General features: G+C 56.6%; 14 protein-coding genes. 3 read left to right on the top strand and 11 right to left on the bottom strand.

Translation table 11 applies throughout. The annotated features are described in order from the left end of the window. Positions 1–304: 304 nt before the first annotated feature. Positions 305–1,216, top strand: coding sequence for an NAD(P)/FAD-dependent oxidoreductase (locus tag RT613_RS14860; protein ID WP_313616501.1), 912 nt, complete (start codon positions 305–307; stop codon positions 1,214–1,216). Between the two features lie 19 nt (positions 1,217–1,235). On the opposite strand, the gene RT613_RS14855 is transcribed toward RT613_RS14860, so the two are convergent. Continuing rightward, positions 1,236–1,967, bottom strand: a complete 732-nt coding sequence (locus RT613_RS14855; protein WP_313616500.1) for a class I SAM-dependent methyltransferase — start codon at positions 1,965–1,967, stop codon at positions 1,236–1,238. 199 nt (positions 1,968–2,166) lie between these two features. On the opposite strand from RT613_RS14855, the gene RT613_RS14850 reads away from it, so the two are divergent. Next, complete coding sequence (locus RT613_RS14850; protein ID WP_313616499.1) at positions 2,167–2,859, top strand: alpha/beta hydrolase; 693 nt, start codon at positions 2,167–2,169, stop codon at positions 2,857–2,859. Between the two features lie 22 nt (positions 2,860–2,881). Here RT613_RS14850 and RT613_RS14845 read toward each other — a convergent pair whose 3' ends face one another. The 4 genes from RT613_RS14845 to RT613_RS14830 all read right to left on the bottom strand — a co-directional run bounded on the left by RT613_RS14845 (position 2,882) and on the right by RT613_RS14830 (position 6,731). After that, positions 2,882–4,723 (bottom strand): hypothetical protein, encoded by a 1,842-nt coding sequence (locus RT613_RS14845; protein ID WP_313616497.1) that lies wholly within the window; start codon positions 4,721–4,723, stop codon positions 2,882–2,884. A gap of 271 nt (positions 4,724–4,994) precedes the next feature. Then, positions 4,995–5,741, bottom strand: coding sequence for an SDR family oxidoreductase (locus RT613_RS14840; protein WP_313616495.1), 747 nt, complete (start codon positions 5,739–5,741; stop codon positions 4,995–4,997). Between the two features lie 55 nt (positions 5,742–5,796). Next, complete coding sequence (locus tag RT613_RS14835) at positions 5,797–6,231, bottom strand: MarR family winged helix-turn-helix transcriptional regulator (RefSeq protein WP_313616493.1); 435 nt, start codon at positions 6,229–6,231, stop codon at positions 5,797–5,799. Further along, positions 6,228–6,731, bottom strand: a complete 504-nt coding sequence (locus tag RT613_RS14830; RefSeq protein ID WP_313616492.1) for a DUF6998 domain-containing protein — start codon at positions 6,729–6,731, stop codon at positions 6,228–6,230. Before RT613_RS14830 ends, RT613_RS14835 begins: the two co-directional genes overlap by 4 nt. A gap of 211 nt (positions 6,732–6,942) precedes the next feature. Here RT613_RS14830 and RT613_RS14825 point away from each other — a divergent pair, with 211 nt between their 5' ends. Beyond that, a complete protein-coding gene (locus RT613_RS14825; RefSeq protein ID WP_313616490.1) occupies positions 6,943–8,385 on the top strand; it encodes an RtcB family protein in 1,443 nt (480 codons plus the stop codon). 66 nt (positions 8,386–8,451) lie between these two features. On the opposite strand, the gene RT613_RS14820 is transcribed toward RT613_RS14825, so the two are convergent. The 6 genes from RT613_RS14820 to RT613_RS14795 form a co-directional block, all read right to left on the bottom strand. Next, on the bottom strand, positions 8,452–9,033 hold the full coding sequence (locus tag RT613_RS14820; protein WP_313616488.1) for a hypothetical protein: 582 nt from the start codon (positions 9,031–9,033) through the stop codon (positions 8,452–8,454). A gap of 23 nt (positions 9,034–9,056) precedes the next feature. Continuing rightward, the gene (locus RT613_RS14815; RefSeq protein ID WP_313616486.1) at positions 9,057–9,812 is read right to left on the bottom strand and encodes a hypothetical protein; all 756 of its coding nucleotides are present in this window, start codon (positions 9,810–9,812) and stop codon (positions 9,057–9,059) included. A gap of 419 nt (positions 9,813–10,231) precedes the next feature. Beyond that, positions 10,232–10,972: a hypothetical protein gene (locus RT613_RS14810; RefSeq protein ID WP_313616484.1), complete on the bottom strand. Its 741-nt coding sequence runs from the start codon at positions 10,970–10,972 to the stop codon at positions 10,232–10,234. 191 nt (positions 10,973–11,163) lie between these two features. Further along, positions 11,164–11,370, bottom strand: coding sequence for a DUF4287 domain-containing protein (locus tag RT613_RS14805; protein WP_313616482.1), 207 nt, complete (start codon positions 11,368–11,370; stop codon positions 11,164–11,166). Between the two features lie 95 nt (positions 11,371–11,465). After that, a complete protein-coding gene (locus RT613_RS14800; RefSeq protein WP_313616480.1) occupies positions 11,466–12,032 on the bottom strand; it encodes an NUDIX hydrolase in 567 nt (188 codons plus the stop codon). Positions 12,033–12,069: 37 nt separating this feature from the next. Then, complete coding sequence (locus RT613_RS14795) at positions 12,070–12,636, bottom strand: ankyrin repeat domain-containing protein (RefSeq protein ID WP_313616478.1); 567 nt, start codon at positions 12,634–12,636, stop codon at positions 12,070–12,072. Positions 12,637–12,793: the final 157 nt, after the last annotated feature.

The following is a 12,793-nucleotide window of genomic DNA, read 5'->3' as shown; positions in this document are numbered from 1 at the left end:
ACGGCGCATCAGCAGCAGCTGCGTTTCAGCGCCGACTTCACGCAGCACAACAACGGCCACGCCAAAACTGCGGATGGGTATTTCTGCCATGATCACATCGCTCCCGGTTCGCGTCCCCCTGATCTATGTGCACAATCCTGATGATATTAGGAAGCCAATAAATGCACTCATGGCGGGAATGTAAATTCCCACCTGCCCGACATCATCACTACACACCACAATTCGTCACATCAAATGTATCATGACTATTGACTTCACAATATCACGATACTTATGTTGCGACGAAAGATTGATGAGGTATTCCATGACTGACACGATGTACGACGTTATCATCATTGGCGGCAGCTATGCCGGCCTTTCCGCTGCCATTCAGCTGGGCCGTGCGCGGCGCAAGGTGCTGATCATTGATGTAGGCCTTAGGCGCAACCGTTTTGCCGCCCACTCGCATGGTTTCATTACGCAGGATGGCGTGGACCCGGCAGAGATTGCGACCAAGGCTCGCGAGCAGGTTTTGAACTACCCGACAATCACCTTGCTTTCTGCCCGTGCCGACAGCGCGCAGAAACTGGAGACAAGCGGCACGGATGCGCGTTTTGACGTGTTGGCTGGAGCTGTGCGCCACCTGTCTCGCCGCCTTGTGCTGGCAACCGGCGTCAAGGATTTGCTGCCTGGCATAGAAGGGCTTGCCGAGCGTTGGGGCAAAACGGTGTTTCATTGCCCCTATTGCCACGGTTATGAGCTGAACCAGGGGCCGATTGGCGTGATTGCTGGGTCCGAGCTTTCCATGCACCACGCGCTGATGCTGCCGGACTGGGGGCCGACCACCCTGCTGTTGAACGACGCGTTTACCCCGGACGCCGAACAGCTGGCGGCACTGACAGCACGCGGTACGACGCTGGAACGCTGCCTAATTTCCGCGATTACCGGCCATGCCGACATAGAGCTGACCGATGGCCGGGTGCTTTCCTTCGCCGGCCTGTTTGCCATGGCGCCGTTTGAACTGGCGAGCCCCATTGCCCATGATCTGGGGCTTGAGATGGAGCAAGGTCCGTTAGGCGCGACCATCAAGACCGACGTGATGAAGGAAACCTCCCTGCCCGGCGTGTTTGCCTGCGGTGATGCGGCACGGCCGATAGCCTCCGTGGCGCTGGCGGTGGGTGATGGCAATCTGGCAGGTGCCGGTGTGCACCGCTCGCTGATGTTTGGCACGGTTTGAGTACCGCAGCGCCACCAGTTCAGGCGCGGTGTGCCGATACCAGCAACATCATCGGTCGTTCCAGCTCTTCGGCCAGGGCTGGGACTTCCGCGATCTGGTCTGCCGTCGGGTAAAATTCCTTGATCTCACGGATGTCAAAACCTGACGTAATCAGGGTGTTGAGCGTGGTGGCGATGGTGCGGTGATATTTGACCACACCCTTGGCGAACCAGTCCGTGCGGCGTTCTCCCTCGACGGAATAACCATTGACCGGCCAGGTTTTGCGGCCGTCTTCATCTTCAATCCAGTGTGGATGGGTGGCGGCCATGAAGATGGGATGTTCTATGGTGAACACGAAATCACCACCGGGCTTGAGGGCCGCATGAACCATGCGTGTGAGCCGCGCAAAATCCCTGATGTAATGAAAGGCAAGCGCGCTATAGGCAAGATCGAACTGCGCCTGCGGCAATTCCAGCGTTTCAAGGTCAGCGATTTCGTAAGCAATGGCGCTGGAGGATGTGTCCTGTCTTGCGCGGTTGATCATGTTTTCCGAGAGATCGAACCCTAGCACGCTGGCGGCACCCTGCCCGGCCATCCAGCGGGATGCCCAGCCAAAACCGCAGCCGAGATCCACCACATGTTTGCCGGCAAGGGACGGCAGCATGGCGCGAATGGCCGGCCATTCCGGCGCGCCATCCAGCCCCAGCACCTGACGCGGCAGCTGGCTGTAACCGGCGAAAAATGCCGGATTGTCATAAATATTCTGCGCCACGCCAAACTCCGTCTTGTCTCTGTTGCACCCGCCGAGTGGCAGTGCCTGCTGCACTTTACGCTCAAAGGATAGCCATATCGATGACAATCGCAATGTTCGCACCTGTTACCGGACGTCGGTAGCCAAGTCAGCCCCGATGCGCTAACTCATCTGCGTTGCGCCACCTCAGTGGCAACCTTGAAATGACGATGGACATGATATGTCGATGCTTCTGATACCCGGCTTCATGCTGGATGCCGACCTGTGGCGCGATGTGACGCCGGGTCTTGATGAATTCGGGCCAATGGTGCATGCCGATCTTTTTCAGGACGGCACGATCAAGGATATGGCGAGCCGCGTGTTGACGCAGGCGCCGGAAACATTTGATCTAGTCGGCTTTTCGATGGGTGGCTATGTGGCGCGCGAGATTGTGCGACAGGCACCTGAGCGCGTTAAATCGCTGATACTGATTGCCACATCTGCGCGTGGTGACACCGAGGTGCAGCGCCAGCGAAAAGAGGCCGTGGCGCACAAGCCGGACAGCCTTTCCTTCAAGGGCCTCAGCACCGCAGCCGTTGCCTCCTCCCTGCACCCGGACAATACAGGGCGCAGCGACCTGATTACCCGCATTCAGGACATGGGCCACCGGCTGGGCGGTGATGTGTTTCGCCGCCAATCGCTGCTGGAACGGGTGGATGAACAGGCGCTGTTGGCGCAGATCCACTGCCCGTGCCTTGTTGTGGCAGGTGAAAATGACCGGCTGCGCAGCCACGCGGAAGCCGAAGAGCTACACCGGGGCATATCAGGCTCCCGCCTCGAGATCATTGCCAGGACAGGCCACATGATACCTCTGGAAGAACCGGAGGCGCTGGTAAAGGTCATGCGGCAGTGGCTGGAAACACGTGAGCGTTGACGGCGCGGCACACGCCGCGCACTCAATAAAGGCAGGTGAAAGACTGTGACTGGCTGCGCTTGACCACGCGGTCGAACTGGGCGCGGTTACGCGTGGACTTGCCCAGGAAATGGTTTTGCCAGACTTCATCCGGTTGCGCGCCAAGCCGCACCATGGTGGTGATGAGCAGATCGCCATAACCGGCATGGAGGGGCAAACGTTTTTGCACCAGCCAGTCCTGCAGGGAGGGCAAGGCCGAAGGTGCCCTGTCACCAGCCAGACACAGGCCCTGCAGACCGGCGAGATATGGTCGCTGGAAGTGGCCGACACGGAAAAAATTCTCGCCGCCATTCACGCCTGACATCATCAAATCAAGCATGGCAGGCACGGCCGCATCACCATAAACATGCAATTTGCTGAGACCGTTCATCATTGATGTTCGGGCGGCATCTTTCTTCGACAGTTCGATCATTTCAGCGAGATATGGCTGCAATGCATCATTCGGCAAAGCCCAGATGCCGGGATCCAGCGTTGCCAGTGACTGGTCTTCACTGACGCCGATATGGTGCGGCCATGTCTGGCCGGCGAGCGCGCGTTTTACCAAGAGATCTGCCAGCTCCGGCAGAGATGCCTGTTGTTGTTTGGCCGCATGACTGACGGTGGCATAGAGCCTTGGCGGTGGCGGAAAATTCGGGTCCGCCAGCACCTTCATCTGCAGGTCAAACACCAGCTTGCTGGGCTTGTCCATGACAATGGCATTGTCAGTATAGCTGGAATAGGCCAGCCATTCCGCACCAGTTGGCGCACGCCCAGCTGACATGGCCGCCTCAATGCTGCTGCCAATCTGGTTGCTGGCCGACCTGTCATCCAGTGCCAGATCGAACTGCATGGTCTCAGTGAGGAACACGCCCCAATCCCGTCGCGGGTTGTCAGATCCCGACGAAATATTGATGCTCTTCGGCAAACGCCACCAGCCGAGTTTGGCCTCTGTCATGGACCCCAACAACAGGGTTGGCACCATGAGATAACCGAACGGGCGATAAGAAACGCCTGTTTTGCGATAGACTTCCTGAAAATCAGCCGAGACAGTGTCTCGCGCATGAACCACCATGCTTGTTGTCGAGATGGTATCAACATCAAGCAGAAAACCATCATTGATTGGCCGTGATGTGTTTTGCTTGTCACCCCAGCTGATCACCAAATCCGCCTCGGCCAGCGAGGTCTGGTATCTGATCAGGCAATCCCTCCGGCTAAGCCTGAGATTGACGAGGTCTGTGGCACGAACTCGCCCCTTTGAGCCGTCTGCTTGCGGTAAATCCAGCGACAGGTCTGTATTGGGAAATTTGATCGCCGGGCATGTGGCACGTTGTTCAAACCGAAAACCTATCGCCTGTTGCTGCTGACTGGGCCTCGCTGATGTGTCATCGGTATGCACAAGCAGTACCTTGTCGGCCGTACCGGTCAACAGGGCATGCAGGCAAAAAGCATCACATTCAATGGTGTCACTTCCACGCCAATACCAGTTTTGGCGAACGGCGATGACCCGCTGTTTTATTGGCAAGGCCAGGTCATTATGGTCATTGGCAGTCGCGGCCAGCGCCTCTGCGTCGATCTTCTGGTTCAACACCACAGGCGGAATGGCCAGCAGCGACAGCACCACTGCCAGCGCGATAAGTGGGCGCGTTGGCAGGCGCGATGGCAACAGGCCGTTCACAATCAAAAACATTACGAGGATAAGCAACAGCGCCGGTGCCACCCACATACCAATGGTGATGGGTAGACCAAAGCCGGTGAAAGCCGCCAGCAAGCCGACCTGCGGAATGGCAACAGCAATGACCGTCAACACGAACAAGATGATGATCGTCCGATCCAGCATTTTTGTCATTGCAAAAACCACTCCCGATTGCGCGATGAGAAATATTCGCGCCATGGAGCTTTCGCTATTGCCTTGACTTCGTCGTGTAAAGACATGCCCGATTGCATGCTTAACGCCTGGTGTTTTTCAACCCGGCGTTTTCCTTGATGTCATGCGACGACATCAGGAAGGCAGAGACTTTGGCCATCAGCATGATGTTACCGGAGCGTGTTTCCAGAACCGGCATTGGTGCAGTTTTGCAGAAACGGCGTTTCCGCCGTTTCCCTTGTGACGTTTGAGGTCACCACTCTTTGCGGATGAGTTCACCCGATGGCGCGCAGGCAAAAAAGCCACCGGTTGGGCCATAGGCATGGATTGTGGCGAGCGCGACCGCGGGGCGTGCGCCGACATCTGCGGAGTGGCCGGGGCCGTTTCCGGTCATGTCTGTTGAGGTCAGGCCGGGATCAACCGCATTGACCTTGATGCCATCACGCTCCAGCTCTTTCGCCAGTTTGACGGTCAGCATGTTGAGCGCGGTTTTTGAGCTGCAATAACCGCCAAAACCAACGGTCCAGGTTTCGCTGCGCATGTCCATCGCGTCATTGATCGAGGCCAGACCACTGCTCATCATCACCACACGCGCGGCGCTGGATTTGCGCAGCAGGGGCAGAAACGCCTGCGTGACCCGCAACACGCCAAACACGTTGGTGTCGAACATCTGCCTGATCTCATCGAGGTTTTCTTCGGCCAGGGATGGCGGCGGGGCAAACATCACACCGGCGTTGTTGACCAGCACATCCAGCCGGTCCGTGTGGCGCAACAATGTGGCAACGGCACTGGCGACGCTCGCATCATCTGTCACATCCAGCTGCACGGCCTGCGCCTTTATGCCGGTGGCACGCAGCCGATCGGCGGCCGCTTCTCCGCGCGCAAGATCGCGGCAACCCAGCCAGACGGAATGCCCCTGCGCGCCCAACTGGCGCGATATGGCAAGGCCAATGCCCTTGTTGGCACCGGTTACCAGCGCGATGCGGTTTAAATCGCTCATCGTAAAATCCCTGATCGTTTCATTGATCAGGTAAATACTACGATTTTCGTATTATTCAATATTCGGATTTTGAGATTTTTTGTGTCAGCCGCACAAACTCGTCCCGCTCGGTCGGGTCCAGCGCTTCCAGCATGGCGCGGCAGGTGGCGCCGTAACCGGCGATATAACCGGCAACAGCACCCTCACCTTGCGCGGTCAAAGACAGTGCGACAGCGCGGCGGTTTTCCTCCGGCCGCTCGCGCAAAACCATGTCCTTGCGCACCAGCCTGTCAACGGCCGATGACATGGTGGTCAGCGGAACCTGCAGGTAACGGGCAACATCGCCCAGGCCACAACCCTTGTGATCCGACACGAACAGCAGGGTCTGCACATCAAGCGCGCTTAGCGCATTGTCCATGGCGGCCGTTGCCTCGGCCACCTTGAAGCGACGCGTAAACCGCTCAAGAGCGTGGGTGAGTCGTTCAGTCTGTTCAGGCGTGGGTTTGGTCATGGGTGCTTTAAAGCATTTTCGAATGAGGAAGGTAAAGGCGGCGCAAGAGGCATGAGGCGCTCCTCTTCCCTAACCTGAGCATTCGCCGCACGAATTTGGGGAACAGATATCATACGTTGACCTTGCCAAGGCACTTTCAGCGCTGAAAGTGCTAATTGTTCCGGCCCATTAAATAACAGCTCCGCTGTGCAAGCATCCATATCTAAGTGGAAAAACAACAAATGTTCCGCACGCGTATCAACCATCCTGAAGGCTGGGCCGCGTTTGGTCGCGCTTGCTTTTACCTGTACCGACCGACCATCAGGTGCATGCCCATCAATTCCGGTACCGTTTCGAGCAACCAACTTAATGCCAAAGATATCGGCAGCAATAGCCTCACCTAAGTCACCCACCAGATTGCCATCAAGAGTGAATGAAAGCTCCGAATTAGCGTAATGATCTCGGATTTTGTTACGAGCGACAATTAACTCACGAATGACAAGTGGAAGAGCGAATTTCATGAAGGTTACCTATGTCGATATCTGCTGAATATAACTTAGAAAATTAAAGCAACAGATTCTGTATTATTGCCTTAGACGGTATTATTCGAGATCGCACGCTTGTCGACTCCCAGTTGTTGACGCTGTTGACCTCCCACCTCGTTTGTGGCAAAGGCCCCTCCTCTCTGTATTGCCGCGGCTGCTGAAACCCGCGCACTTACGGAGAACAGCAGTGTACGCACCATATTTCAAATACCGCACCGGCGATGTTGCCGGGCATGTCGTCAGGTCTGTCGTTGCACACGACGAACCGGAACGATCTTTCACGCGCTCGCTTGATGACCTTGCAAGCGCCTTACCGACGCCCGAAGCGCTTTCTGACAAGAAGGCGCAATTGAGGGCTGTCGCCACCACGCCGGATTTTCACCCCGGCAAACCCGTGCCGGTTGGCGTTGTCGCAGATTTCGAGGGTGCGGTTGTGCCGCATTTGATCGGGTCCGACATTGGCTGCGGCATGCGCATGATGGTGCTGGGCAACATCACCGCAGAGCAGGTGGCAACACCGCTGCTGGAGCGGCATCTGCGGCATGTGTTTTTCCAGGGCGGGCGCGACATTGCGCTAACAGGCAAAGACCGCCACGCAATATTGCGGGATGGCTTGCCGGGTCTGCTCAGCAGCCTGCAGCACAAGGCAACGGGCCTGCTTGGCAGGCTGGATATCAACCACGCCTGGGATGATCTGGAGCGGCAATGCGACAATGGCGTATTTGCCTGTTCCGGGGTCGATCCGGATTTTCAGGACTATGCACGGATTGATGACCAGCACCGCCACGACGCGATTTTGGGCACGATTGGTGGCGGCAACCACTTCGTGGAAATCGGTCATGTCGAGGACATTGTCGATGGTGCCTTTGCGACGGCGGCCGGCCTGAAAAACGGCTCTGTCGTGCTGGTGGTGCATTCCGGCTCGCTGGACTTTGGCCAGCAGGTTGGCACCTCAATCAAGGACCGGTTGAAGGCAGATGACAAACGCGGTCTCGACTGGCGGGTGCTTTCCAGAGACCGCCAGCCGGAGCTTTACCAACGTTATATGACCGGCCATGCCAACGCCGCCAATGCGGCCTTTGCCAATCGTTTCCTGATTGGGCTTGCAGCGGTTGAGGCCGTGTCACGCGCCATCAACCGGCAGGTTGAGCACCGGCTGGTTTATGACGCGCCGCACAATACCGTGTGGCAGGATGGTGACATCGTGCGGCACAGAAAAGGCGCCTGCCCGGCCCGAGGCATTGGTGCACTGGCCGCCAGCCCTTACCAGTGGTTGGGTGAACCGGTTATTTTGCCGGGATCGATGGGTGATGGCACCTGGCTGCTGGCTGGGCGGGGTGCATCAGAGACGCTGGAAAGTTCCGCTCACGGGGCCGGACGCAGGCTTTCCCGCCAGGAGGCACGGGCACAGGGCGTTATCGGCAACAGGCTGCGTGTGGTTGGACCGGTGGACCCGACAAGCCCTGCCTTAATGGGCCGGCCGGATATTCTGGCGGAAATCCGCGCCCGGTTGAATGAGGAAGCACCCACGGCCTACAAACCGATTGACAGCGTGGTGGAACCGATGGTTGCGGCCGGAATGGCAACACGGGTGGCGAAGGTAAAACCTGCTGTCACCGTAAAGGGATAAGCGGCTTTAACGGCAAAAAACAGAACAGCGGGAGGTTGATCCCGCTGTTTGCTTGGAACGATCAGGTCACAACCGCCCGCCATCAACAAAATCACCGCTGATGCGGCCATCCGGCGTCATGTCACAGATGCCATGAAGACGCCCTGCCCGAACCTCGATCATGAAACCGGGTGCTGCTTGAGATCCACCGGCCACGGCCCTGGTTGCATGGATATCGCGGGGGTTGATGCCCCAATAGGCAGAGGCCTCCCCGATGCATCCACGTTTGGCCATTCCCGCGCGCTGCGACAGATCGCCATTGCCGCTATGTCGCACAACCCGGCGCTGGCTGTCGCGCTCGGCAATACCTGCATTGTAACCCGGCGCGTAGGCCTCACGCGGCGCGCGTGTGTCATATGGATTGCCATAGAGCGCGTCTCGATAACCTTGTTCGTAATAGGCTTCGGCTTCCGCGTCGGGTAAATGATTGCCATCATCATGATGGTCTGCGTGATGGGCCATTGCGGCAATACCGAGAATAGCCACGGCACCGAGCACGGCTGTCGCAGCCTCCCTTTCATGACGCTTCTTGCGTTCGCTGTCGTTTGCGTTGGCAACCCCCGCTGCCAAAACAGCCGTCAGGGCTATCATCGTTATTGCAATACGCATCATCCCCACCCATTTGATTGCAATCAGCCACCAAAAACAAGCGCGTCCGGAATCTCGAACCGTTGTTCACCGACGCGAATGAAATACAGTCCATTGTCGACAGACGACGAGAGTTTGGCGGCGCCGTCAGCCTGGCTGGTGTCGGCGCCAGCAAACTTGCCCTGTTTGAAGAACAAGACCCGCGTGCCACCGTCCGGCCAGAAAATCGTGACATCTGCGTCGCCGTTACCACGCCTGACAACACCGGCCTTGCAACTGGTTGAGGGCTGCCCCGACACCCGTGCGCAGGGAACTTCGCTCGTCGCATTAAAATCTGTCCCCGGTACCAAGGCATCGGTTGATGGAGCGTCCACAGCACCGGTTTGTTCGCCAGAGATTTCCACCGTGAAACTGTATTTACATTGCTCATTGCGGCGAGCAGCATTGCGCATGAGATAAACCCGGATGACATAATCACCCGTCGCCTGCAGATTGGCTGAAAATTCGTTGCCGGATGTCGAACCAACGAAAATGGCAACATCCTGGGAACCAGGCGGAAGAACGTTGAAATAACAGCTTCGATTACCCGGTTTGAACAGCACCGACATGACCTGCCCGGCCTTGGCACCCAACCGGTAGTCCTGACCGTCATACCCCTTGATGGCGCCATTCAACGTTGCAAAGCTCGCGCCTGGCTTGAAGCGGACTGTCTGCTCCGCCGCATCCGCAACCGATGCGACAGACAGGAGACCAACGACAGTTCCGCTCAAAGCGCAAATCAATCCATGGCTTAACATCATCACGCCCTCTCCAATTATCCATTGCAACCGGGTTACCGGTATCGTTCAGCCGGAGAAACGTCGGCTGCACAATCCCCTATTGGTCGAGATCGCTTGCAACCCCGACAGCTTCACCCGCATTGACGCGCCTGAACTTGCCCCTTGAGCTGAAGATGCATAGGAAAACCGAAGTGCCGCCTTCATCCAGCACGACCGTCCCCTTGCAACAGCATCACGTCCCCACATCAGCGTATATTAGACCTTCAAGATACGCCTTTCACCTCCGGCGTCCACCTGAATTTGAGGCAGGAACACACAGCAGCGATAAAGCCTGATGTCTCCGTGAAGGGACAGGCGTTTTTAGCGGCAAAAACAAAACAGCGGGACGTTGATCCCGCTGTTTTGATAACGTCGCCGACGGTGTTGATTGCCGTTCTCCATCAATTTGGACCAATCGGCCGCCCTTCTGCATCAAACCATGCAGGATTAAACAAGACCGTGCGCAAATAGGCGGCCCGGAGTTCTTCCGGAATAAGGTCATTATTAAAGAACCGGCCCGCCAACTGACATGCACCAACGTCGGACACGCCCGACGTATTTGCCAACGTCTCAATATCCTTGTCGGAAAACTCCAGGTTTTCACTCAGGATCTGCAGCACTTCATCTGTCGTCAGCAGTTTGCCTGTGTGCGTGTTTTTATTTCCGCTGGAGTAGGTTTCGAGAATGGTATCGGAAAAATATTTATGGGCAGCTGTCAGTATCGGATTGTCCAAAAAATTGGTATTAAGCTGACCGTGGAGAAATTGTTTGCAACCCTCAGGTCTGTGGATCTTGAGCATTTCAATGACAATCCTCACAGGTGCATAAAGTGCCACGGTCGTCTCGTCGCTTGCTCTCGCCAATGTCGGGATTGCATACTTCCCCGCGAGATCAAGTATCTTTTGCCTGGCTGCGACCTTATCTCCCGTTTTAAAATACTCGCGAAAAATCGCTTCCGTTTCCTCAATATGATCCATCAACACGGCATAGGTCGCCGGATCTTCCCTGCGCGCCAACGCCATTGCTTCTTCGAAATACGCGCGCTCTTTTTTGGAAAAGGTTTCCGCCGCAAATGCGGACAGTAAAAACCCGTCAAATGCGCACAGGATCAGCACTGCGGCGATTTTGAAAAGCTTGTTCATGTTGCCCCTACCCTGCGCGGAAACCGGTACCCCCGCAAACCCTTGCCCTTTTTAGATAAAGGCTGCTTTGGCAAGTCAACACGGTACGGCGCATAAACCGGAGCGCGAGTGGGATTTCAGGCATAAATCCAGAGCTGTTGACAACAAGGACGATACTTGCCTGCGTTGCTTGGATCGTGAGCGGCCGGCAATCACTGCTCGCGCAGCGTATCTGCCACCAGCGCATTGGCGTGGCCGTGGCCCATGCCATGTTCCTGTTTCAGCCAGTTGACCAGCTCCATGTGTTTTTTGCCGGCCTGGCTGCGGATCAGCTCTTTCCTCTCGGCAATCGGCCGGCCATATTTGGCCTCGATGGATGGAAAATAAGATGCGGGCCCTTTTACAGGACTGATTGCCATGGATGCCTCCCAAGCGCCAAGCGGTTCGTTCACATATCTTGATAGCATGAAAGGCTGCCTTGTCACCGCCCGTGGACGCCAAGCAGCCGCGCCAATCAGCGCGCGGTATTTTCTTCAGGAGCGAAAGACAGAAGACCCTTTATCTGCAACAGGCCAAAGGCGGCAAGTGTTGCGTTATCCTTGATCTTGCCAGCCTCGATCATCTGCCTGACCTCAGCCAATGAAAAGGCCTTGCAGATCAGCCCCTGTTCTTCCGGGTCGAGATCTTGTTTGCCTTGGGTAAGACCCGTCGCAAGGAAGATGTTGAAACCCTGACTGGAATAACCATAGGCCTGAAACAGATGGCCGACATGCTGCAGGCTTTGTGCCGTCAGGCCGGTTTCTTCCGCCAGTTCCGCCTTTGCCAGCTCTGCCGGGTCCTTGTCCGGTTCTGCCTCGCTGCTGCCCTGTGGCAATTCCCAATAGCGGCCCGACACCGGATATCTGTACTGTTCGACCAAATAGATATGGCCGTTTTCCAACGGCACAATCAGCGCGTAATCCGGTTTGCTGACGACGCCGTAAAGACCGGGTGATCCGTCCTCACGGGTGAACTCATCCTCACGGACCTCCATCCAGCGGTTCTTGTAGGTGACGCGTGACGACCTGATATTCCAAACCACTGTAAATGCCCCTCTCCCTTGGCTTACAGCCGTGACACTATTTGGTCGCGCCGCCAGCCTTCAATACCTTTATGAAATCCTCGTCCCCGGTTTCAAGCGCAAAGGACAAGGCGGTTTCGCCGTTGTTACCCTCTGCATCGGGATTTGCGCCATTGGCGAGCAGCGCCGCAACCACATCCGGGCCGTTGTCCTGATTGTTGGCCTGCATGATGAGCGGCGTCCAGCCATTGGTATCGCGCGCCTCTATATCCGCACCCTTTTCCACCAGCACACTGACGGCATCGGGATCGGTGATGATATGCAGAAGGGTCACTCCTTCGTCGTTTCGGACGTTGATATCGGCACCGGCGGCGAGCAGCAGATCGAGAATGTCAGGCTCGAAATACATGTCCATCAGGTGGATGGGCTGAAACTTGTATTCGTCCTCGGAGGTGGCCAGCGCTGGATCGGTTTTCAGCATGGCACGCACCTCGGCAACATTGCCTTCATGAACCGCATCGTGGAAAGCCCGGACCGTGTCCACTTGGGGTGTCGCGGGACTGGCGGTGGCGACACCGAAGGGAATGCTTGCCATGGCCAGCAGGCTGATCAGAAAACGTTTCACATCCCCTCCTCTTGGTCCTTGCAGCAGGCAGAGTTTCATCTGACATGCCGTTGAAAGACCATAATGCCAGTTCTTTCATTGCAATCTCAGGTCGAACCTATAGTGAGATTCGACCGAAATCGACTCGATACTTCCGACAACACTCACCGGATAACAG

The sequence above is a fragment of the Agrobacterium sp. genome, assembly GCF_032092815.1.
Classification (GTDB): Bacteria; Pseudomonadota; Alphaproteobacteria; order Rhizobiales; family Rhizobiaceae; genus Agrobacterium.
The sequence above is the reverse complement of the archived record's forward strand: the minus strand, read 5'-3'. Positions and strand labels throughout refer to the sequence as shown.

Bases quoted from the DNA above. Each gene is read 5' to 3' on its own strand.
- RT613_RS14805 (WP_313616482.1), bottom strand. From the start codon at position 11,370: ATGGCAATCAGTCCTGTAAAAGGGCCCGCATCTTATTTTCCATCCATC.
- RT613_RS14835 (WP_313616493.1), bottom strand. From the start codon at position 6,231: ATGACCAAACCCACGCCTGAACAGACTGAACGACTCACCCACGCTCTT.
- RT613_RS14820 (WP_313616488.1), bottom strand. From the start codon at position 9,033: ATGCGTATTGCAATAACGATGATAGCCCTGACGGCTGTTTTGGCAGCG.
- RT613_RS14850 (WP_313616499.1), top strand. From the start codon at position 2,167: ATGTCGATGCTTCTGATACCCGGCTTCATGCTGGATGCCGACCTGTGG.
- RT613_RS14860 (WP_313616501.1), top strand. From the start codon at position 305: ATGACTGACACGATGTACGACGTTATCATCATTGGCGGCAGCTATGCC.
- RT613_RS14830 (WP_313616492.1), bottom strand. From the start codon at position 6,731: ATGAAATTCGCTCTTCCACTTGTCATTCGTGAGTTAATTGTCGCTCGT.
- RT613_RS14815 (WP_313616486.1), bottom strand. From the start codon at position 9,812: ATGATGTTAAGCCATGGATTGATTTGCGCTTTGAGCGGAACTGTCGTT.
- RT613_RS14840 (WP_313616495.1), bottom strand. From the start codon at position 5,741: ATGAGCGATTTAAACCGCATCGCGCTGGTAACCGGTGCCAACAAGGGC.
- RT613_RS14810 (WP_313616484.1), bottom strand. From the start codon at position 10,972: ATGAACAAGCTTTTCAAAATCGCCGCAGTGCTGATCCTGTGCGCATTT.
- RT613_RS14845 (WP_313616497.1), bottom strand. From the start codon at position 4,723: ATGACAAAAATGCTGGATCGGACGATCATCATCTTGTTCGTGTTGACG.